This is a genomic window from Aquibacillus kalidii (assembly GCF_014280935.1).
GTDB lineage: Bacteria > Bacillota > Bacilli > Bacillales > Amphibacillaceae > Aquibacillus_D > Aquibacillus_D kalidii.
Window position 1 is genome coordinate 16,527 of sequence record NZ_JACLZI010000066.1, and the last position, 21,551, is coordinate 38,077.

At 34.6% G+C, this 21,551-nt stretch carries 23 protein-coding genes; all 23 read left to right on the plus strand.

Going from position 1 to position 21,551, the window contains the following annotated elements; all coding sequences use genetic code 11:
- Positions 1-104: 104 nt before the first annotated feature.
- The 23 genes from H7K77_RS20415 to H7K77_RS20525 all read left to right on the plus strand — a co-directional run bounded on the left by H7K77_RS20415 (position 105) and on the right by H7K77_RS20525 (position 21,501).
- Complete coding sequence (locus tag H7K77_RS20415; protein WP_186580789.1) at positions 105-785, plus strand: response regulator; 681 nt, start codon at positions 105-107, stop codon at positions 783-785.
- 307 nt (positions 786-1,092) lie between these two features.
- Positions 1,093-1,935 (plus strand): DegV family protein, encoded by an 843-nt coding sequence (locus H7K77_RS20420; RefSeq protein ID WP_186580791.1) that lies wholly within the window; start codon positions 1,093-1,095, stop codon positions 1,933-1,935.
- Between the two features lie 594 nt (positions 1,936-2,529).
- On the plus strand, positions 2,530-3,987 hold the full coding sequence (locus H7K77_RS20425) for a DEAD/DEAH box helicase (RefSeq protein ID WP_186580793.1): 1,458 nt from the start codon (positions 2,530-2,532) through the stop codon (positions 3,985-3,987).
- Entirely contained in the window at positions 3,987-4,667 is a 681-nt protein-coding gene (locus H7K77_RS21795; protein WP_186580794.1) for a ComF family protein, read from the plus strand. Before H7K77_RS20425 ends, H7K77_RS21795 begins: the two co-directional genes overlap by 1 nt.
- Before the next feature lie 76 nt (positions 4,668-4,743).
- Positions 4,744-5,166, plus strand: a complete 423-nt coding sequence (locus H7K77_RS20435; RefSeq protein WP_186580795.1) for a TIGR03826 family flagellar region protein — start codon at positions 4,744-4,746, stop codon at positions 5,164-5,166.
- An 82-nt stretch (positions 5,167-5,248) separates the two neighbouring features.
- Positions 5,249-5,518 carry a flagellar biosynthesis anti-sigma factor FlgM gene (flgM, locus tag H7K77_RS20440; RefSeq protein WP_186580796.1) on the plus strand — a complete coding sequence of 90 codons (270 nt, stop codon included), beginning with the start codon at positions 5,249-5,251 and terminating at the stop codon, positions 5,516-5,518.
- A 15-nt stretch (positions 5,519-5,533) separates the two neighbouring features.
- A complete protein-coding gene (locus H7K77_RS20445) occupies positions 5,534-6,031 on the plus strand; it encodes a flagellar protein FlgN (protein WP_186580797.1) in 498 nt (165 codons plus the stop codon).
- Positions 6,032-6,051: 20 nt separating this feature from the next.
- A complete protein-coding gene (flgK, locus tag H7K77_RS20450; RefSeq protein WP_186580798.1) occupies positions 6,052-7,623 on the plus strand; it encodes a flagellar hook-associated protein FlgK in 1,572 nt (523 codons plus the stop codon).
- Positions 7,624-7,633: 10 nt separating this feature from the next.
- On the plus strand, positions 7,634-8,551 hold the full coding sequence (flgL, locus tag H7K77_RS20455; RefSeq protein WP_186580799.1) for a flagellar hook-associated protein FlgL: 918 nt from the start codon (positions 7,634-7,636) through the stop codon (positions 8,549-8,551).
- A 69-nt stretch (positions 8,552-8,620) separates the two neighbouring features.
- Positions 8,621-9,175, plus strand: coding sequence for a DUF6470 family protein (locus H7K77_RS20460; RefSeq protein ID WP_186580800.1), 555 nt, complete (start codon positions 8,621-8,623; stop codon positions 9,173-9,175).
- A 49-nt stretch (positions 9,176-9,224) separates the two neighbouring features.
- Entirely contained in the window at positions 9,225-9,677 is a 453-nt protein-coding gene (gene fliW, locus H7K77_RS20465; protein WP_186580801.1) for a flagellar assembly protein FliW, read from the plus strand.
- Between the two features lie 2 nt (positions 9,678-9,679).
- Complete coding sequence (csrA, locus tag H7K77_RS20470; protein WP_186580802.1) at positions 9,680-9,910, plus strand: carbon storage regulator CsrA; 231 nt, start codon at positions 9,680-9,682, stop codon at positions 9,908-9,910.
- Between the two features lie 127 nt (positions 9,911-10,037).
- Positions 10,038-10,862 carry a flagellin Hag gene (gene hag, locus H7K77_RS20475; RefSeq protein ID WP_186580804.1) on the plus strand — a complete coding sequence of 275 codons (825 nt, stop codon included), beginning with the start codon at positions 10,038-10,040 and terminating at the stop codon, positions 10,860-10,862.
- Positions 10,863-10,925: 63 nt separating this feature from the next.
- Positions 10,926-12,710, plus strand: coding sequence for a motility associated factor glycosyltransferase family protein (locus tag H7K77_RS20480; protein WP_186580806.1), 1,785 nt, complete (start codon positions 10,926-10,928; stop codon positions 12,708-12,710).
- 14 nt (positions 12,711-12,724) lie between these two features.
- Complete coding sequence (locus tag H7K77_RS20485; RefSeq protein WP_186580807.1) at positions 12,725-13,072, plus strand: hypothetical protein; 348 nt, start codon at positions 12,725-12,727, stop codon at positions 13,070-13,072.
- Between the two features lie 65 nt (positions 13,073-13,137).
- A complete protein-coding gene (pseB, locus tag H7K77_RS20490; RefSeq protein ID WP_186580808.1) occupies positions 13,138-14,112 on the plus strand; it encodes a UDP-N-acetylglucosamine 4,6-dehydratase (inverting) in 975 nt (324 codons plus the stop codon).
- Between the two features lie 23 nt (positions 14,113-14,135).
- Positions 14,136-15,293 (plus strand): UDP-4-amino-4,6-dideoxy-N-acetyl-beta-L-altrosamine transaminase, encoded by a 1,158-nt coding sequence (pseC, locus tag H7K77_RS20495; RefSeq protein WP_186580809.1) that lies wholly within the window; start codon positions 14,136-14,138, stop codon positions 15,291-15,293.
- Positions 15,268-16,023: a glycosyltransferase family protein gene (locus tag H7K77_RS20500; protein ID WP_328701180.1), complete on the plus strand. Its 756-nt coding sequence runs from the start codon at positions 15,268-15,270 to the stop codon at positions 16,021-16,023. The genes pseC and H7K77_RS20500 overlap by 26 nt, the downstream gene beginning before the upstream one ends.
- 14 nt (positions 16,024-16,037) lie before the next feature.
- Positions 16,038-17,105, plus strand: coding sequence for a UDP-2,4-diacetamido-2,4,6-trideoxy-beta-L-altropyranose hydrolase (gene pseG, locus H7K77_RS20505; protein WP_186580810.1), 1,068 nt, complete (start codon positions 16,038-16,040; stop codon positions 17,103-17,105).
- Positions 17,102-17,647 (plus strand): GNAT family N-acetyltransferase, encoded by a 546-nt coding sequence (locus tag H7K77_RS20510; RefSeq protein ID WP_222599480.1) that lies wholly within the window; start codon positions 17,102-17,104, stop codon positions 17,645-17,647. The genes pseG and H7K77_RS20510 overlap by 4 nt, the downstream gene beginning before the upstream one ends.
- A complete protein-coding gene (locus H7K77_RS20515; RefSeq protein WP_186580812.1) occupies positions 17,644-18,333 on the plus strand; it encodes a WbqC family protein in 690 nt (229 codons plus the stop codon). The genes H7K77_RS20510 and H7K77_RS20515 overlap by 4 nt, the downstream gene beginning before the upstream one ends.
- Positions 18,334-18,338: 5 nt before the next feature.
- On the plus strand, positions 18,339-19,385 hold the full coding sequence (gene pseI, locus H7K77_RS20520; RefSeq protein WP_186580813.1) for a pseudaminic acid synthase: 1,047 nt from the start codon (positions 18,339-18,341) through the stop codon (positions 19,383-19,385).
- A gap of 301 nt (positions 19,386-19,686) precedes the next feature.
- The gene (locus H7K77_RS20525) at positions 19,687-21,501 is read left to right on the plus strand and encodes a flagellinolysin (RefSeq protein ID WP_186580815.1); all 1,815 of its coding nucleotides are present in this window, start codon (positions 19,687-19,689) and stop codon (positions 21,499-21,501) included.
- Positions 21,502-21,551 lie beyond the last annotated feature (50 nt).

The following is a 21,551-nucleotide window of genomic DNA, read 5'->3' on the forward strand; positions in this document are numbered from 1 at the left end:
AAGTAATAATACAAATGAACATTAATGCGTTATAATAAGTAAAGTTGCTAAAATTGACAAACTTTTTATTACATAGATTAATAGATAGTATAGGAGGACAAAAAATGACAACACAAATAATTCTAATAGATGATCATAAGTTGTTCAGAGAAGGAGTAAAACGCATTCTTGACTTTGAACCTAGTTTTTCTGTTGTTGCTGAAGGGGATGACGGTGCGATGGCGCTCACTTTAGTAGAAGAGTACCAACCAGACGTTGTACTGATGGACATCAATATGCCAACAATAAATGGTGTCGAAGCGACTGCTGAGCTAATTAAACGTTTCCCGGATATTAACGTGATTATCTTGTCGATTCACGATGATGAGAACTATGTCACACATGCACTGAAATCTGGTGCACAAGGCTACTTACTGAAAGAGATGGATTCTAATTCACTAATTGAAGCAATTAAGGTAGTAAGTGAAGGTGGGTCTTATTTACATCCAAAGGTTACACATAATCTAGTAAAGGAATACCGTCGACTTACTTCTGAAACTACTACGAAATTAGTAGATAAAATGATAGATTACCGTAAACCTTTACATCTGTTGACTAGAAGAGAATGTGAAGTGCTACAATTATTAGCAGATGGTAAAAGTAACCGCGGCGTAGCTGAAACGTTATATATTAGTGAAAAAACAGTTAAAAACCATGTGAGTAATATCTTGCAAAAGATGAATGTTAACGACCGTACACAAGCAGTGGTTACAGCTATTCGTAATGGATGGGTAGAAGTGCTATAATACAATCCTTCGTTTAAATAAACCGGTGTAAGTAATGCGCCGGTTTATCTGGGCTGATCCGTAGTGAATTCTCGTTTCCCTCATTTTAACCCCAATAAACTCTAGACGAAGATATTAACCTTTTCCTAATTAATATACGAATATGGTTTGGTAAAATATCACAAATCGTGTTTATGCTCTATTATTTTTTTTCTTTATTATGTAAAATAATGTAGGAATGAATTAATTAATAGTATAGCTTCTAAATGTTAGGTTATGCTGAATAGAATTAGAAAGTAAATCTGGACAAGAAGGGTACGATTATTTAATGAAAGTAGCTGTGATGACAGATAGTACGGCCTACATCCCTAAAGCCATACGTGAACAGTGGGATATATACATGGTTCCACTAAATGTTGTCTTTGGTCATGAGTCCTATCAAGAGGAAGTGGACCTGTCGATAGATGATTTTTATAGTTTAGTTAAAAACGAAGCGGAGTTACCAAAAACATCGCAGCCGTCGTTCGGATTGATTACACAAACGTTAGAAGAATTAGCAAAAGATTATGATGCTGTTATTTCAATCCATTTATCTAGCGGTATAAGCGGAACATATCAATCTGTTCTTTCTGCTAACAATATGGTAGACGGTATTGAAGTATATGGCTTTGATTCGGAAATTAGCTGTATGCCACAAGGGTTTTATGTGCTAGAAGCTGCAGAAATGGCCAGGAATGGTGCTGAACCAGAAGAAATAATCGAGCGCTTAAATGAAATGAAACAATCAATGAAAGCCTATTTCGTTGTCGATGATTTAAGTCATTTACACCGCGGTGGCCGTTTAAGTGGTGCGCAAGCGTTAGTTGGTAGTATGCTGCAGATTAAGCCAGTACTTCATTTTGAAGATACTAAGATTGTACCGTTTGAAAAAATTAGAACACAAAAACGAGCTTACAAACGCATTAAAGGACTGTTTGAAGAGGATGCCCAGACTGGCAAGCCGATTCGGGCTGTTGTGATTCACGCCAATTGTGAAGCAGAAGCTGAAGACTTTAAACGAGATTTAGAGCAGCAGTTCCCTAATGCAGAAATAATGTTAAGTTATTTTGGCCCAGTAATTGGCACACACCTTGGTGAAGGTGCGCTTGGGCTTGGTTGGTATTTTAAGTAATATTTTGATTCATGCAATTATTATTAATTATCTTTGGCGCCAGGGGAACCTGGTGCCTTACTTCTATATTCCCCATAAACTTCAACTACTATGTTATTCCTTATTTCGAATTCTTTTACAAAGGCTCTTTTCTCATAGTTTGTTGCTTCAGAATGATGCAGTTAAGATAAATAGCGTCATAGTGTAAATATTCAGCTGTAAAGGATGAGTGCAACGTTGATTTCCGCTCCGGGCAGTTGCTTTCCGTGGGCAACGCCTCAGCCTCCTCGGAAGAACACCGCTTCCTGTGGGGTCTTCACCTGTTGCTCTTCCCACAGGAGTCAACTGCCCTCCACTCCAATCACCCACTAAAAGAGGCTGGATTTCGTTTGCTTAATTGCAAATAATCTATAAACTGAGAGCGGAGGAAATTCACGTAAACTCCTGTGGGAAAGCGAAGTGAATTTCTGTAGTGACACCTATAAGTTAATTCGCATTCTATCGATATTGTGACAAAAGCAATAATAGTTACGAAAAGAGCCTTTGCAAAAGTTTCTCACTATTAATTAAATTACTCATATATTATCACTTGATATTAAAAAAGGAGGTTTAACTATGCTGAATATAGCATCCTCATTAAAATCCTACTTTACCCCTTCCTATTCATGGGTTCCCTCTTCCAATACTAAACAAGACGACTCAATTTATTCCAAACAATTTGCTGGAAAACTATTACTAAGACAGGAAATTCCACTAGATGATCCAACGTTAAATGAATTACTTCATAATAATCTATTCACAACATTAGATTCCATTGAGAAATACATATGGGGACATCGCTGTAGGCGGTGTGGGAATAAGAAAAAGCACTTGTTTGCAAATATTCCCTGTGCTAGGTGCAATCATACTCATCTTTATTGTAGAAAATGTATCGAAATGGGTAGAGTACTAGAATGTGAGCCCCTATATTATTGGACTGGATCCTCACCAACTTGGTTAGAACAGGAAGAGCCATGTGGATGGTCAGGGGAACTAACAAGACACCAACAGGTTGCCTCAGACCGAATAAAAGAAATGATGATAAAAGGGAATTCGGAGCTCTTATGCTGGGCTGTATGTGGTGCAGGAAAAACGGAGATGCTTTTTGATGGTATATCAGCAGCCATTAAACTTGGAAAGAGAGTGTGTCTTGCTACTCCACGTGCTGATGTAGTTAGAGAACTGCTGCCGCGTTTTCGAATTGCCTTTCCTAATACAGAAATCGAAGCGCTATATGGTGGGAGTGAGGAAAAACAGGGAGCTGCACAATTAATCATTGCGACAACCCACCAGCTATTACGTTTTGCACATGCATTTGATGTAATGATTATAGATGAAATTGACGCATTCCCATTTCATGCAGATTCCTCTTTGCCATTTGCTGCTAAGCGCGCAGTAAAACCTTCAGCTGCCACCATCTACCTAACAGCAACACCAAGAAAGCAACAAAAAAGGCGTATCGAAGCGAAAACATTGCCAACTGTTTTTGTCCCTGTTCGTTTTCATGGTCACCCTCTTCCAATCCCAAAACTACAAATGAGCTTTACATTGAATAAATCCCTAAATGCGAACTTGCCCCCCACTTCCTTTATGAAATGGTATCAACACTACCGTATCAATCCAAATAGACAGCTTTTAATATTTGTAGCCAAAATTGAGTTAGCAGAGCCTCTAGTAGAGTCCCTCATAAGCCTTCATATTGCTAGCGGAAAAGATGAAATAACATCGGTACATGCAGCTGATCCAGATCGGGAAATCAAGGTTCAGCAATTCCGTGAGCAGAAATTAAAACTTTTAGTCACCACTACGATTTTAGAACGTGGCGTAACATTTCCTTCTGTGGATGTCGTTGTATTTGATGCGGGTCACCAGGTGTTTGATGAAGCAGCACTTGTTCAGATTGCCGGGAGGGCTGGTAGAAGTCCAGATGATCCAACAGGAGAGGTGATTTTTTATCATAGTGGAAAAACAGATGCCATGGTAGAAGCGGTCCATTCTATTATTAGAATGAATAGGAAAGGTAGGAGATTATAGTGTATTGCTTATGGTGTGATGAGGAAATTTTAGTTGAGGTGAATTGGACTAACTTTTTATTGCCAGATAGGCCTAAACAGCTGTGTGAAGCTTGTGAGAAATCATTACAGCGAATAGAAGGAGCAATATGCAAACTATGTGGTAGGCCATCAGATGTTGAGGTTTGTATGGATTGTGAAAGATGGGAGAATGATGCTGGTTGGAAAGGGGTACTTACGTTTAATAGGTCTGTTTTTCAATATAATTCTAGAATGAAGGAAATGATTGCTAGGTGGAAATATAGAGGGGATTATGCACTACTAGAAGCCTTTCGTGAAACAATTATTAAGACTTTTAATCAAACGTTTGTTCAAGTTCGGAAAGATACTATTTTAGTACCTATTCCGCTTAGTGAAGAGAGACTTTTCGAACGTGGGTTTAACCAAGCTGAAGCATTAGCTAATTTAACTGGACTACCATGTGAAAATCGGCTATCAAGAATACATACTGAAAAGCAATCAAAGAAAACGAGGAGTGATAGATTAGCCACAACGAACCCTTTTAAAATAGAAACTAAAATAGATAGGCCAGTTATCTTAATAGATGATATTTATACGACTGGAATTACACTTCGACATGCAGCATCTTTACTAAAAAAACATGGTTGTCCAAAAGTATATTCGTTTACATTGGTTAGGTAAATGGTAAATAAATACATGATTTATTCCACATAGTCTATGCTATAATGAAGCCAAAAATGTTAAGGTGGAATTATAGATGGGTGAATTATCAAATTGCTCACAATGTAACGGGTTATTTGTGAAAACAACAAAGGATATCTGTCCTAACTGCGTGAAGGAAGAAGAAAAGGCATTTAGAACAGTGTATGATTTTCTGAAAATTAGAATGAATCGTCAGGCTACTATTGTAGAAATAGTGGAAGCGACAGGTGTGGAGGAACGTTTAATTATTAAATTTGTGAAGGAACAGCGTTTACGGCCGTCACAGTTTCCTAACCTGACTTATCCTTGTCAAAGGTGCGGATCAGAAATAAATGAAGGTAATTTATGCAGTGATTGTTCTAAGGAATTGGCGACAGATTTGAAAAATCAGGATGTATATAACGATTTAGCCAAAAGAAAAGCGGAAGAAGAAAAAAGAAAAGCTAATACTTATTATTCAATAAAAAGACAAAATTGATTTAAATTACTAAACAATTTAAGGACAAATCCGATAATAAGATTAGAGATAAGTGTGAATTTAACGAAAGAGGTGATCGATCTTGAAAATACAAGGTCCAAACCACTCTAATTTTAATCCATATCAAAAACAAATTAATAAACAAGCAGAAATTAAAAGTCAGCTAACTAAACGGGAAGACCAGCTACATATTTCTGATAAGGCGAAGGCACTACAAGATATTGATAAGCCAAGCTTCGTGAGACAGAAGAAGGTAGCGCAGATTAAGCAGGCTGTGCAGTCTGGTGAATATACTGTCGATGCAAAAGAGACAGCTAAGAAAATGTTAGATTTCTGGAATAACAAAATCTAAAGGAGAGGACGCATCATGTCCGTTCAATCAATAATTGATACACTGCAAAAAATAGCGCAACTACACCAAAGTTTGTTGAACATTTCTGAAATGAAAACAGATGTCTTGAAAAAAGGCGATACAGACGAATTACAAAAGCTTTTAAAGCAGGAGCAAAAGCATGCCCAAGCTATTAACCAGTTGGAAAATGCACGTCTTGGCTTGGTTGAGAAATGGGGACGTGAAAAAGGAATTGATTCTTCTTCACTGACTGTTTCAGAAATGTTAGATAACCATCTGGAAGGACCGGAAAAGCGAGACCTGGAAGATGTGACTGTTCAGTTAGCCGAGGTGTTAGTGAAGTTAAAGCAACAAGAAGATTTAAACCAACAATTAACACAGCAATCGCTGCAATTTATTCAATTGTCGATGGACATGATAAATCCCGGTATTAAAAACATAAATTATGGTGTGAAACATACTAAACAAGCTAGCCAAACTTCAAATCGATCGGTATTTGATTCTAAGGCGTAGGGATAGGGAGGAAACAAAGGATGGGTTCAACCTTTGGAGGTTTAGAGATTGCGAAGCGTGCGTTAAACACGCAGCAGTCAGCGCTTTATACAACGAGTCACAACATAGCAAATGCAAATACAGAAGGTTATACAAGGCAGCGAGTGAACTTTGAACAAACAGCTCCCTATCCACCAGCGTCTAGAAACAGACCAGAAATACCTGGACAAGTTGGTAGTGGAGTAGAAGCTGGATCTATTGAACGAGTAAGAGATAGTTTTCTAGATGTTCAATACCGTAGTGAAAATAGTAAACTAGGTTATTATCAGTCTAAAGCAGATGCAATGGCTCAGATGGAAACAATTATGAATGAGCCATCCGAGCAAGGGTTAGCAAATACAATGGATCAATTTTGGCAATCATTGCAGGATTTATCAGTAAATCCTGAGGATGCTGGGGCTAGATCAGTTGTGCGTCAACGTGGTGTTGCAGTTGCTGAAGCGTTTAACTATATATCTAATTCACTGAATTCAGTGAGAGCAGATTTACAAAGTGAAATTGGTGTTACGGAAACGGAAGTAAACTCTATTATCGATCAGATTAATAATGTAAACCAACAAATTGGTGATATTGAGCCACACGGTTATTTACCAAATGATTTGTATGATGAACGAGATAGATTGATAGATAAGCTTTCTGGAATAGTTAACATAAAAGTTTCCTATGAAAAAAGTGGCGGACAGCCTAGTCCACAAGCAAGCGGTAAAGCTACTATTACATTAGCAGGTAACGGAGCGGAAAGTGGAATTAAGCTAGTTGACGCTTCTTCTAATACGGTTAATCATTTTGATGTTGGATATGATGGGAATAAGGATGTTAATACTATTACATTTTATAATCCAAAAGACTTAGCGAATGGCGAAACAGATCCTGCTACCATTGCAGCAGATAAAAAGACAGCAGTTGATGCTTATTCTTTTCAGTCTAGTGGAAAGCTTAAGGCGTTAGTTGAAACCAATGGGTATGTTGCAGCGAATGGTCAAGCTACTGGTGAATTTAATAAGATGGTAGCTAATCTTGATAAGATGGCCTATGCGTTTGTAAATACGTTTAATACACAACATCAATTGGGAACTGACTTAGAAGGTAATACAGGAACTGATGCTAAGTTGTTTTTCACAGCTTTAGCTACAGAGAAAGGTGCTGCTTCTACTATTTCTGTCAGCCAAGATATTAAGGATAGTACTGACTATATTACAGCTAGTTTAAATGGAGACAGTGGTGATGGTACGAATGCTAATAAGTTAGCAGATGTATTTAATCAGTTGAATGTTGGTTTAGGTGCAACTACTTCTATTAATAGTTACTACCAGTCAGCTATAGGCGAAATGGCTGTTATTACACAGGAATCAAATAGAATGGTTAATAACGCTACAATATTAAAGCAGCAAGTCCAGGAGAATCGTCAATCTGTTAGTGCAGTTTCTCTTGATGAAGAAATGACGAATATGATTCAGTTCCAACACGCTTATAATGCTGCTGCACGTAGTATGACTACTGTAGATGAAATGCTAGATAGAATTATTAATAATATGGGATTAGTTGGAAGGTAGGTGAATGTGGATGCGAGTAACACAGGGTATGCTGAGTAATAATATGTTACGGAATATGAGTAATAGCTATAATAGTTTAGGAAAATATATGGATCAGTTGGCTACAGGAAAGAAAATAAATAAACCCTCTGATGACCCAGTAGTGGCGATGAAGGGGATGAATTATCGATCCGAATTAAAAAATGTAGAGCAATACCAAAGAAATATTAGTGAAGTGCATAATTGGATGGATAACTCCGATTCTGCTTTGGATCAAACAACAAGTACTCTACACAGGCTGCGTGAACTTGCGGTTCAATCGGCAAATGGCACTTATGATAAGGATCAACGTGAGGCTATTGCTGCCGAAGTGGATCAACTAAAGGAGCATTTAGTAGGTATTTCCAATACGAAAGTAAATGGTAAGTATATTTTTAATGGAACAAAAACAACAGGGGATGGGCCTGTGAAATTGGATGCTAATGGTATGGTTATTAGTACTCCAGATCAAGAGGGTTTAATAGATAGTAAAAAAACAGTACTTATAGAAGTATCCAGGGGAACGAGTATACAAGCGAACATTGATCCTACTAGCATTTTTACTAAATCGTTTTTTGAAGAGATTGAGAACTTTTCATCTGCGCTTAAAGCAGATGAAGTTAATTTCGACCAAAGTAAATTGGGAACAGCCATCTCTAAAATGGATGATAATATTAATGTTGTTGTAAATGCAAGAGCAGACTTAGGTGCTAGAATGAATAGGTTGGATCTAATTGAAAATCGTGTTGCTGATCAGGAAGTTAGTGCTACTAAAAAGATGTCTGACAACGAAGATGCAGATATGGAAAAGGTAATGATTGGTTTAACAGCTCAAGAAAGTATCCATCGTGCTGCGTTAAGTGCTGGGGCACGAGTGATTCAACCGACTTTATTAGATTTCTTAAGATAGAAAAATTAGTTCTTGCCACTGCTTTAGTGGCAAGGCTTTTTATTAGCGATCAGAAATGGTGGTGTAGACATGGAAATACCTCAAATAAGAATTCAAACCCAATTAGCGAAGCTACAAATACATACAGAGCCAGCAACACTAACAATGGAGCAGCCTAAAGCAATTCAAAGCATTGAACAACCTAAAGCTGATATCAAGATAAAAACAATTCCTTCTAAGTTATCCATTGATCAGACTCAAGCATGGAATGATATGGATTTAAAAAATGTTTTTAAACGAACAGAAGAAGCAGCAAATCTGGGGAAACAAGATCTATTTCAAGGTATAGCGAGACGAATTCAACAGGGAGCGGAATTAATGAAAATAGAAAACAAAGGCAATCCTATAAAAAGGCAAGCAATTGAAAATGGATTTGATGAACCAAAGCAATTTAATATTGGTTGGATTCCCTCTGCTGGATCTGTTAAAATACACTATCAAAAGGCAAAAGTAGAAATAAATGTAACTCCGAGAAAGCCTATCATTGAAACAACGCCACAAAAACCAGAAGTGATTTATAATGTAGGTGATGTGGAGATAACTTTAGGACAAAGAAACGAATTAACTATTGATTTTGTTAATTGAAAGCAACGAGGTATAAAAATTTAAGTTTCTATATAAGATGGGGTGAATTATGCTGATTCAAACAAAATATTTTGGCGAAATTGAAATAAATAAAGAGCAAATAATTGAGTTTACGCAAGGGATACCTGGATTCCTAGAGGAAAGGCAATTTGTACTATTGCCATTAGAAGAAAATGAATTTTTTTACGTATTACAGTCTGTTAAACATGCGAATCCTGCATTTATCGTTGTAAATCCATTTCATTTTGTTTCACAATACGAATTTGATTTAGATGAAGTAACACTTAAATTACTTGATATAGAGTCACAATCAGATGTACAAGTTTTGTGCATTGTCTCTCTTAAGGAACCATTTGAAACGAGCACGGCTAATTTACAAGCGCCTATTATCATCAATCATAAAAATAAAAGAGCAAGACAGTATATTACCAATTCAAAGGATTATTCAACAAAAGAAAGGTTATTTATGAAGTCAAATACCTCCGAGGTAAAGGAGGATTAATTATGTTAGTACTTACTAGAAAAATTAATGAAGCAATTAAAATTGGTGAAGACATAGAACTAAAGGTACTCGCCGTTGATGGTGACCAAATAAAATTAGGAATATCTGCGCCAAAGCATATTGATATTCATCGCATGGAAGTATACCTAGATATTCAAGAGCAGAATAGCGAAGCAGCAAAGGTTTCGACAGATTTATTTAATATTTTTAAAAAAAGTACTAAAAATGATTAAACATCTTGTTAATCGTTCCGATAATATAAGTGTAGCCAAGGTGAGCTAAAGACGGCCGCTTTAGTTTACTTGGTAAAACTAAATCAACCACATGGATGTGGGTTCAAACTCAAGGAGGAAATTTAAAATGAGAATTAATCACAATATCGCAGCTCTTAACACATACCGCCAATTAAGCAATGCAAATGGTGCGCAATCTAAATCAATGGAAAAATTATCTTCAGGTCTACGTATCAACCGTGCTGGTGATGACGCAGCTGGTCTATCTATCTCAGAAAAAATGCGTGGTCAAATCCGTGGTTTAGAACAAGCTTCTCGTAACTCTCAAGATGGTATTTCTCTAATCCAAACTGCTGAGGGTGGATTAAACGAAACACACTCAATTCTTCAAAGAATGAGAGAATTAGCGGTACAAGGTGCTAACGATACAAACGTTGCAGCTGACCGTGATGCAATCAAAGATGAATTAGAAGCACTTAGAACAGAAATCGATAGAATTTCTACAGATACTCAATTTAACGAACAAGACTTATTAGCTGCATCAGGTACTTATGATTTCCAAGTTGGAGCTAACTCTGGTCAAACTATCACTTTATCTATTGGAAAAATGGATGCTGCCTCATTGGCGACAGGACTTACTTCAGCTGGTATTACTGGTTTAGCATCATCTGGTGACTTTTCATCATTCGTAACAACTGTAAATGATGCAATCACAAAGGTTTCATCTGAACGTTCTAACTTAGGTGCTGTTCAAAACCGTTTAGAGCACACTATCGCTAACCTTGATACAAGTGCTGAAAACTTAACAGCTGCTGAATCTCGTGTTCGTGACGTTGATATGGCAAAAGAAATGATGAATCAAACTAAGAATTCAATACTTGCTCAAGCTTCTCAAGCTATGTTGGCTCAAGCTAACCAACAACCTCAAGGTGTTTTACAGTTATTAAGATAATAATTTTACAGATGGACAACTTAAGCATAAGTTGTCCATCTTATTCTTTAGGAGTGATTTTTTATGGTGAATATTCTGAATTTAAATAGTCCTATAGACGACATGCAAGATGATTTGTTGATCGTTAAAGCTAAAACCGGTGAACCTATTGGAATTCAAGGAGGATATTATTTAAACAGTAAATATGATCCAAAGAAAGAAGCAAACCAATTAGCTAATCGATATTATAAAAAGAATTTTACCCATGTTCTATTTGGCCTTTCTTTTGGTTACTTAGCGAACGAACTTTTAAAAAAAATGGGAAAAACAGATTTTTTACTTATTGTCGAACCAAACAAATACTTGTTTGAAATTGTAAAGAAAAGTGGTGTATTGGCCGGTTTATTAGATCATAGTCAAGTACTTTTCTTAATTGGTTATGAATTTAATACAGTTGAAGAGGAGGTTAAAAAGTTTGTCCATTCAAAATCAAGAAACATTGGGCAAGTAGAATTTATCTTATCCCCCAATTATGATAAGCTACATCCTCATTTATACAAACACCTCAAGGAAGAGATAATAAAGAACGTGAGATTGTCAATAGTAAATGTTGCCACACTTGTAAAGTTTGACAAATCATGGCATGATAACTTTTTGCATAATTTATATAGTTTATGGAAGGCTGTACCGTTTAAAAACTTTGAAAATAAATTTGATTGTCCGGTGATCATTGCTGCCTCGGGGCCATCTTTAAATAAGCAATTAGATAAATTAAGGAATCTTAGAGATAAAAATAAAGCCATAATAATAGCTGCGGGCTCAACGATTAATCCATTACTAAATGCGGGAATTAAACCTCATCTAATCGTATCAATTGATGGTGGAGAAGCAAATTGGAACCATTTTAAAGATATAAATTTTGATGATATTCCTCTATTCTATGGTTTTAATGTCCACAAAAATATTGTGAATAAGCATAATGGCTTAAAAGTAATTTTTAATTCATATGAACAGGGATTAACTAATTGGATAAACAGTCTTGCGGGTACAGAGTTAGGTTTCCTACACAGTGGTGCATCTGTAGCAAACTTTTGTTTTCAAATTGCCCAAAAAATAACTACTGGCCCAATTGCTCTAGTAGGACAGGATTTGGCATATACTGATAACTTAACTCATGCTGTCGGAAACAAGAACACTAAATTAATCCCTAATAATGAAATTCAAAATAACAAAAAGTATGTTGAGGTGCAAGGCTATTATGGTAAATCTGTACTTAGTGATTATTCTTTTTTAAGTATGAAAAAAGCATTTGAAGATATGGTTCTCTATTTCAGAAATAAGGGAGTAGATCGTACGATTTTTAATTGTACGGAAGGAGGGGCTTTTATTGAAGGAATAATTAACCTAAGTTTCGGAGAATTTATTAGTAAATATTGTGAGACAAACTATAAATCAGAATTGATCGAAGCTTTCCAAATAAGAAATGAAGAAAAAATTTCAAGAGAAAAGGTTACTCAAGGATTAAAGGAAGAAAAAGTAAATCTTAAAAGTCTAGAAAGAACTGTAAAGAAAGCAATAAACACAATCAAAGGTATTTCAGAGACAACGGAATATATCGACAACATAATCTTGAAAAAACTTGATCGTCTTGATGATGAGATAACTAGGTATTCCAAAAATAATATAATCCATAGTCAGATTATGTCAATAAGCTTTAAAATAGACCACATTTATCAGGAGAATGAAAACGAAACGAAATTAGAAAGAAAAAATAGAGTAATTAAGAAATCTAAAGCACTATATAAAAGTATTTTAGAAGCTGTTGAGTATTCATTGGAAATAATTGAAGATATAGAAAACGAAAGATAAGGGAGTGAATAGTTATGGAAAAAATTGTAAAAGAAACCTTAATAAGCTTACAAGAATACTTGCCCCGTTTAATAAACGGGTGCAGTCAGGTCGTTGATAATTTGAAGGAAGGCGACGAAGGAAGTGGTTTACGTAAAATGCCTTCTATTGTAGAAGGGATGCAATGGGTGTTTGAAGCTGTGTCCGGGATACAAAACAATGGATTTTTGCATAATATTTACTTACATTCACTTAAAGAACACTTTAAAGAAGTAGTTAAAGCACTAGAAATTGGTGATTATGTATTATTAGCGGATGTACTTAACTATGAAATACTTCCAGTTTTAGAAGAATGGTTGGAAATAGCCGAAGAATTGGCATGATTTGGGGAAGTGTTGGGAAGATTAACAAAGATTGATAATTAATATTAACTAGGTGGTATTTTAGTATGGCATTAGATCTAAACGATAAGACAATATTAATAACTGGTGGTACGGGTTCATTTGGTAAAAAGTTCATAAAACAAGTGCTTAATCAAGAAGTAAAAAAAGTAATCATCTTTAGCCGTGATGAATTAAAACAATACGAAATGGCTCAAGAATTTACCGACCCACGCATTCGTTTCTTTATTGGGGATGTACGTGATAAAGAACGCTTGTATCGAGCGTTTGATGGAGTGGACGTAGTTGTACATGCTGCGGCATTAAAGCATGTCGGTGCTTGTGAATACAATCCATTTGAAGCTGTTAAGACAAATATATATGGTGCTCAGAACATTATCGAGGCTGCAATAGATCGAGGTGTTCAACGAGTTATTGCATTAAGTACAGATAAAGCTGCTGCACCAATTAATCTATACGGTGCAACAAAACTAGCTTCCGATAAATTGTTTGTTGCAGCTAATTCTTATGCAGGGGATAAAGAAACGAAGTTTTCTGTGGTAAGGTATGGAAATGTTGTAGGAAGTCGAGGAAGTGTGGTGCCTTTCTTTAGGAAGTTAGTACATACAGGTAAGCTACCGATAACTGATAAACGTATGACTCGTTTTTGGATTACTTTAGATCAAGGTGTTCAGTTTGTAATTGATAGTTTAGAACGAATGAATGGTGGGGAAATATTTGTTCCAAAAATACCAAGCATGAAAGTTACGGATTTAGCAATGGCCATTGCACCTGAGGCTAAAGTTGACTTTGTTGGTATTAGACCAGGAGAAAAACTTCATGAGGCGATGATAACAGAAGATGATGCAAGACATACTATTGAAATGAATGATCATTTTATTATTTATCCTGAATTTCCTTGGTGGACAGATCAACTTCATGAGGAAGGGAAAAGACTTTCCGAAGACTTTAAATACACAAGTGATACAAATACGGAGTGGTTATCAGTAGAGGATCTAAGGGAACTAATTGAAGAAATGTAACTATTTTGTATAGGAGTTTGAAGATGAGAGAGTCATTTTTGCCGTATGGAAAGCAATGGATAGATGATGAGGATATTCAGAAAGTGATAGAAGTACTAAAGAGTGATTATTTAACTACGGGACCTTATATTGAACAATTTGAAAAAGATATTGCCAGTTTTGTCGGGACAAAATATGCAGTAGCATTTTCAAATGGTACTGCAGCTCTGCATGGAGCTTGTTTTGCAGCAGATATTAAGGAAGGGGATGAGGTAATCACCTCACCAATGACCTTCGTTGCAAGTGCTAATTGTGTATTATATCAGGGGGGAAAACCTGTATTTGTTGATGTCGATGAAATGACATACAATATAGATCCAGGAAAAATTGAAGAGAAAATTAATAATAGTACAAAAGCAATTATTCCGGTTGATTTTACAGGTCAGCCAGCTGATCTAGATAAAATTATGGAGATTGCAAAGGAAAATAATTTAATCGTCATTGAAGATGCTGCACATGCTTTAGGTGCAACATACAAAGGACGAAAAATTGGATCTATCTCTGATATGACAATGTTTAGCTTTCATCCTGTAAAGCATATTACTTCAGGTGAAGGTGGAATTATAACAACAAATAATGAAATGTATTATCAAAAACTCTTACAATTTCGTTCACACGGCATCACCAGAGAGCATGATAAGATAAAAGATAATCATGGTCCATGGTATTATGAGATGCAATTTTTGGGATATAACTACCGTATGACAGATATTCAGGCTGCATTAGGATCTAGCCAATTGAGAAAAATAGATCGTTTTATTGAACTTCGTAAAAAATATGTTCATTTATACAATGAAGCATTTAGTAATGTAGAAGAATTCACCACACCTTTTCAAAAACAAGATGGTGATTCAAGTTGGCATTTATACATTATCCGTCTAAATTTAGAGAAATTGAAAGTTAATCGAAAAGCAATTTACGAAGAACTATTGCAACAGAACATAGGAGTAAATGTTCATTACATTCCTGTTCATTTACAACCATATTATCAGGAAAGAGGATATAAACAGGGAAGTTGTCCAATAGCAGAAAATCTTTATGAGGAGATTATAACCTTGCCATTATTTCCTGCAATGACTGAGAAAGACGTAATGGATGTAATACGTGTGGTTAAAAGTGTTATTAGTCAATATAGAAGGTGAACTAATGAAAATAGCTGTTATTATTCAAGCAAGAATGGGATCCACTAGGTTACCCGGAAAAATCTTGATGGAAGTTATGGGAAAACCATTAATTGAATACCAAATCGAAAGAATCAATCAAACTAGATCTATAGATGAAGTCATCATTGCAACTACTACAAAAAGTGAAGACGATTCGATTGTGAATCTTTGTAATAAAAGAAAAATTAACTTTTTCAGGGGATCAGAAGAAGATGTTCTTTCTAGATTTTATGATACAGCTGTTAAATATAACGTTGATGTAATAGTTCGTTTAACATCGGATTGCCCTTTAATAGACCCAGAAGTAATTGATAGAACAGTATATTATTTTTTGAATAACAGTTTTGATTATGTATCTAATACTGTAAATAGAAAATATCCAAGAGGTTTAGATGTCGAAGTACTAACTATGAATACTTTAACTAGAATGCACAATGAGGCAAAATCGAAATGTGAAAGGGAGCATGTTACACCTTATGTGTTTAATAATTCAAATGATTTTATAATTGGATCTATTGAAAATGACATTGATCTAAGTTCTTATAGGTGGACAGTGGATACTGAGGAAGACTTTTTATTAGTTAAAAAGATAATATCTTCTCTGTATCCTAAAACAGAATCTTTTCTCATGAAAGATATATTAGACTTACTGGAATTAAACAGTGAATGGAAAGAAATAAATAATTATGTAAAACAAAAACTCTTATAGTAAAGGAATTATCAATGATAGTCATTATTAGAGTTGATTCTTCAAATAGCATAGGCACTGGACATGTATATCGTTGTGTGACATTAGCAGAACAGTTAAGAAATTACAAAGTTAAGGTCTTATTTATATGTATGAATCTAGAGGGTAACAGTATTAATTATATTAAGAATAATGGATTTGAAATTCGTATTATTAAATCTCTGAACAATAATGGAATGTTCTTATATTATGATGATTTAATGGATATCAAAGAGACTTGTAAAATCTTAACTGAATATCAAAATGATAATACTTGCTTAATAGTAGATCATTATAATATTGATATAAGTTTGGAGCTACAAGTTAGTCCATACATTAATAAAATCTTGGTAATAGATGATTTAGCCAATAGGAAACATTGTTGTGATTTGTTATTAGATCAAACATTTAATGAAGATGGGGAAAAATACAAAGGTCTTATAAATGATAGTTGTAAGAAGTTGTTAGGACTTAATTATGCACTTGTGCGAGAACAATTTAGAAGATATAGAAAGAAAAAGTTTTTTCTCGATAATAAGAAAATTAAGATTCATGTGTTTTTTGGGGGAACTGATAATAATAATTTCACTTTTAAATATAGTGATCTAATCCTTCAAAATTTTGATAATACATCAATAATTGCAATTGTGGGTGCAGGATTTAAGTTTACAGAAGAACTTATTTCTCTCGAAAAAAAATACTCAGGTAGATTTTATTGGAAACAAAATATTACCAATATGGCTAAGACAATGGCAAGTTGTGATATAGCAATAGGTGCACCAGGAAGTACGACATGGGAAAGAGCATGTATTGGTTTACCAGCAGCATACTTTAGTATAGTTGATAATCAAGTAAATATATTGAAAAAAATGGAGCTCGATCACTTTTGTACTTATTTAGGAGATGCAAGAAAAACAACAGAACAAGAATTTACCAATAAATTTAGTCAATTTATTAATAATAAAAAGGCGTTAAAAAAATATTTTATGATAAATACTATTTATCTTGACGGAAACGGTGCAAATCGAGTGGCTAAAAGTATTGAAATGTTATTAAAGGAATGATCTTTTTGGAAGTGTGTTTATTTAATGATAAAGTAAAATTAATCCCTTATTCTGACAAACATGATATGCAAACTATTAAGTGGTTAAAAGATCCAGAAGTATATTTAAGTTTTGGATTAACTAGAAGAATAACTCTAAATTCTCATCGTGAGTGGGTAAAAAGTTTAAAAAACACATTGATTTGGGCAATTTATGATGTAGATAATTTTAAACACCAGGGTAATATTATTTTAAAAATAGATGTTCCGGAAAATTCCGCATATTTACAAATTTACATAGGTAATGGAAAATATAGGAATAAAAAGATAGGCTATAATTCAATGAAGTGTGTCATAAATTTTGCATTTAATTTTTTGGATATATCCAAGTTGTGGCTTCATGTTTTTCCTGATAATGTTAAAGCAATAAATTTATATATGAAATTAGGATTTAATATTGAAGCTACAGAAAAACTGTCTCATTATTATAATGGGGAGTATAAAGATCAAATGCGCTACTCTTTATTAAAAATGTATTGGGTTAAAAAGGAGAATAATAATTGATTTGTGCGATAATGCAACCTACGTATATACCATGGGCGGGTTATTTTAATATGATATATAATGTAGATAAGTTTGTTTTTTTAGATGATGTTAAGTTTTCCAAGCGTTCATGGCAACAAAGAAATAAGTTGATTATTTCAGGTAATGAAAAGTTCCTTACAATCCCTGTTAGTAATAGTAGTGATACAAGCAAATTTATTAAGGATATTAAAACTGATAACGAGCAAGATTGGAAAATGGAACATCTTTTGACATTAAAACATAATTATAGAAAACATCCTTACTATGATAAGGTATCAGAAATTATGGAAAGAAGTCTATTAGAGAACAGTGACAGTTTGGTTGATATTAACATATCTGCTATTCAATTAATTATGAAAGAATTAAAAATAAAAACTGATACTATAAGAAGTAGTGAAATAGAAGTATCTGGAAAAAAATCAGAGTATTTATTAAACCTTTGTGAATACTTAGGTGCTAATCAGTATTTAAGTGCTGGTGGATCAAAAGAATATATTCAAGCTGAAGAAAAGTTTAGTAATAGTAAAATTAATGTTATTTATCATAATTTTGAATGCAAACCGTATTTACAGAAAAATAGTAATAAGTTCATTTCACATTTATCAATAATTGACATAATAGCAAATATTGGGGTTGTTGATACAAAAAAATATATTATGGAGTGATTAAGATGCTTATTGAACTCGAAGGTCGTTCGATAGGAAGGAATTCTAAACCATTTATTATTGCAGAGATGTCAGGAAATCACAATAAATCACTGGAACGTGCACTAAAAATTGTAGAAGAAGCCGCTAAAGCTGGTGTTGATGCATTAAAAATACAGACTTATACTGCTGAAACAATGACTTTAAATTCTGAAAAATCAGAATTTATTATCAGTGATTATGGTAATATATGGAAGGGTGAATCTTTATTTGAGCTTTATAAAAAAGCTTATACTCCATGGGAATGGCACAAACCTATTTTTGACCGTGCTAGAGAATTAGGTATGATTCCATTTAGTACCCCTTTTGATGAGACAGCTGTTGACTTTCTAGAAGAATTAGATGTTCCTTTGTATAAGATTGCTTCTTTTGAAAATAATGATTTACCTCTAATTAGAAAAGTTGCTTCTACTGGGAAACCAATGATTATTTCCACTGGTATGGCAACGATTGCAGAACTAGATGAAACGGTAAGTGAAGCAAGAAAAGCTGGCTGCAATGAATTAATCTTATTAAAATGCACTAGTACTTATCCTGCTTCGCCTATGAATTCTAATATCTCAACTATCCCTCATATGAAAGATCTCTTTAATTGTCAAGTTGGTCTTTCCGATCATACCTTAGGAACAGGGGTTGCTGTTGCAAGTGTGGCATTAGGAGCAACTGTGATTGAAAAGCACTTTACTTTATCTAGAGAAGATGGAGGAGTGGACTCAACTTTTTCTATGGAGCCAGATGAAATGAGTCAGTTAGTTACCGAGACAGAAAAAGCTTGGCAAGCAATTGGTGCTATTACATATGGGCCAACTGAGGCTGAATTAAATTCTTTAAAGTTTCGCCGTTCTATTTACGTAACAAAAGATATCAAAGCTGGTGAGAGTTTTACTAAAGATAACATAAGAGTAATCAGGCCAGGTTATGGAATGAAGCCTAAGTATTTTGATAAAGTGCTAGGAAGAGTTGCGACTAAAGATATTTGTGCAGGTAGCCCTCTATCTGCCGATTTTGTTTAATTAGGTTTATCTAAAGAATAATAATTGTTTACTACATATTCTTTTATAGATAAACGATAAAAGTTCGTATAAATATTAAAAAGACTTATCATTAGAAGAAGATGACTTTGTAAACAATGAAGCCATCTTCTTTTTTGTGACCTATGATTTAATCAGTAGATTGTACTTCTTAGTATTTGTCATTTACCAAATCTAGAACTTTATAATGTCATTTTCAAGCCGATATAATAGTCAAGAACAAAAAATATGACTCTTAATTTATTATGCCATATGATAATTATTAACATCAGGAGAATAATCAATGATCATAAAACATAACATCCCGTCATTAAATACATATCGTCAACTTTCAAAGAACCAATCCCAACTAGTTAAATCAATGGAAAAGTTATCATCAGGATTAAAAATAAATCGTGCCGGAGACGATGCTGCTGGTTTATCTATATCTGAAAAGATGAGAGCACAAATCCGAGGTTTGGAACAAGTATCTAGAAATATTCAAGATACAATATCTTTGGTACAGACTGCAGAAGGTGGACTTAAAGAGATTCATTCTTTATTACACCGGGGGCGTGAATTAGCTGTACAGGCTTCTAATGGAACATTAACCGTGAATGATAGAAAGGCAATTGAGCAAGAAACAAATCAAATAGTAAAAGAAATTGACAATATTGCTATTAATACGAAGTTTAATGGTAAGTATTTATTAAGCTCTGGTTCCACCTTTTCAGGCCCATCTACTGGAGGAGGTACAGGTGGAACCACAAATCCCCCACCATCTTCCGTTGACACAATCACTACAACAGAAGAAGCGGGAATTATTGATTCTTTAAAAAGATCTATGCTTGAACAATCTGAAAGTATGGTTTTAACTCATTTTGGTATACAAGCAGATAACTCCGACTTAACCATTTACTTAGATGATCCTGATGGTAATAATACCCTTGCTTTCGTTAGTTATTATGTGGGTGCTGACGGAAAAGGGGTCAATTTGGAGCTCCATTTAGACAAAGGAGTATTTACTGCCCCCTATTATCCTAATGGTGGTACAGGACCAATTTATAATGACCGTATAATCGTTCACGAAATGACACATGCGATTATGGCACGTAGCATGAATTTCGCATCGCTCCCGAAATGGTTTAAGGAAGGAGCTGCTGAATTTATCCATGGTGGAGATGAACGGTTAGAGGGTGATATATACTACAGTGGGAAAGCTGGTGTTGTTTCAGCAATAGGTGATGGTACAGATAGTACATGGGTGAACGATAGTAAACATTACTCTGCGGGTTATACAGCTGTGCGCTATTTACACGACCGAATTAAAGACGCTGGTGGAGAAGGGATAAAGGACGTAATGGTTTATCTCAATCAACACCAAGATCAAACATTGGACGATGCACTTCGGAATATCTCAAAAGGGTCTTATATGGGGGGAATAACAGATTTTATCAGTGATTATAAGACAAATGGAGTAGATTTTATCAATACTGAGATAGATCTAACAAATAGTGATACTGGTGCAATTGGAGGATTTGACGCGGATAGTGGCGCTATCAAGACCGCGGAAAATGTTGTGGCTGATACGGATAACTATAATGAGGATCCATTAACATATTTTAATGAAGTATGGCCTGTTTCATTAATGGAATCAACTTCAACAACATCACCTTTTGTCTCAATATCAAATCCATTGATAACTAGTGATTTATCAGCTATCTCAAGTAATAAATTAATCTCAACACAAATCGGTGCTAACTCAGGTCAGACATTCGTGTTTAATCGAAGTAATGCAACAACTATTAACTTAAGCATTGATGATGTTGATATGATTAATAATCCTACTACAGCTATAGAAAAATTTAATGTTGCCATCGGTTATGTATCCAGTGAACGCTCTAGATATGGTGCTATCCAAAATCGTCTAGAACATGCTTTTTCAAACTCATCTATAATGAATGATAATTTAGTAGGTGCTGAGTCTCTTATTCGTGATGCTGATATAGCGAAAGAAATGATGCAGGTTACAAAAAAGAACATTCTTGCTCAAGTGGCACAGAGCATGTTATCACAAGCAAATCAACATCCTCAAGGTGTTTTAAAACTTTTAGGATGAAATAGTTTTAAAGCTTAGTAAGAATCAATAACCTTTATCTGATCTATTTT

What these genes read in the sequence shown, in the direction of transcription:
- H7K77_RS20415 (WP_186580789.1), top strand. Translation starts at nt 105, where the DNA reads ATGACAACACAAATAATTCTAATAGATGATCATAAGTTGTTCAGAGAA.
- H7K77_RS20420 (WP_186580791.1), top strand. Translation starts at nt 1,093, where the DNA reads ATGAAAGTAGCTGTGATGACAGATAGTACGGCCTACATCCCTAAAGCC.
- H7K77_RS20425 (WP_186580793.1), top strand. Translation starts at nt 2,530, where the DNA reads ATGCTGAATATAGCATCCTCATTAAAATCCTACTTTACCCCTTCCTAT.
- H7K77_RS20435 (WP_186580795.1), top strand. Translation starts at nt 4,744, where the DNA reads ATGGGTGAATTATCAAATTGCTCACAATGTAACGGGTTATTTGTGAAA.
- H7K77_RS20445 (WP_186580797.1), top strand. Translation starts at nt 5,534, where the DNA reads ATGTCCGTTCAATCAATAATTGATACACTGCAAAAAATAGCGCAACTA.
- flgK (WP_186580798.1), top strand. Translation starts at nt 6,052, where the DNA reads ATGGGTTCAACCTTTGGAGGTTTAGAGATTGCGAAGCGTGCGTTAAAC.
- flgL (WP_186580799.1), top strand. Translation starts at nt 7,634, where the DNA reads ATGCGAGTAACACAGGGTATGCTGAGTAATAATATGTTACGGAATATG.
- H7K77_RS20460 (WP_186580800.1), top strand. Translation starts at nt 8,621, where the DNA reads ATGGAAATACCTCAAATAAGAATTCAAACCCAATTAGCGAAGCTACAA.
- fliW (WP_186580801.1), top strand. Translation starts at nt 9,225, where the DNA reads ATGCTGATTCAAACAAAATATTTTGGCGAAATTGAAATAAATAAAGAG.
- csrA (WP_186580802.1), top strand. Translation starts at nt 9,680, where the DNA reads ATGTTAGTACTTACTAGAAAAATTAATGAAGCAATTAAAATTGGTGAA.
- hag (WP_186580804.1), top strand. Translation starts at nt 10,038, where the DNA reads ATGAGAATTAATCACAATATCGCAGCTCTTAACACATACCGCCAATTA.
- H7K77_RS20480 (WP_186580806.1), top strand. Translation starts at nt 10,926, where the DNA reads ATGGTGAATATTCTGAATTTAAATAGTCCTATAGACGACATGCAAGAT.
- H7K77_RS20485 (WP_186580807.1), top strand. Translation starts at nt 12,725, where the DNA reads ATGGAAAAAATTGTAAAAGAAACCTTAATAAGCTTACAAGAATACTTG.
- pseB (WP_186580808.1), top strand. Translation starts at nt 13,138, where the DNA reads ATGGCATTAGATCTAAACGATAAGACAATATTAATAACTGGTGGTACG.
- pseC (WP_186580809.1), top strand. Translation starts at nt 14,136, where the DNA reads ATGAGAGAGTCATTTTTGCCGTATGGAAAGCAATGGATAGATGATGAG.
- pseG (WP_186580810.1), top strand. Translation starts at nt 16,038, where the DNA reads ATGATAGTCATTATTAGAGTTGATTCTTCAAATAGCATAGGCACTGGA.
- H7K77_RS20510 (WP_222599480.1), top strand. Translation starts at nt 17,102, where the DNA reads ATGATCTTTTTGGAAGTGTGTTTATTTAATGATAAAGTAAAATTAATC.
- pseI (WP_186580813.1), top strand. Translation starts at nt 18,339, where the DNA reads ATGCTTATTGAACTCGAAGGTCGTTCGATAGGAAGGAATTCTAAACCA.
- H7K77_RS20525 (WP_186580815.1), top strand. Translation starts at nt 19,687, where the DNA reads ATGATCATAAAACATAACATCCCGTCATTAAATACATATCGTCAACTT.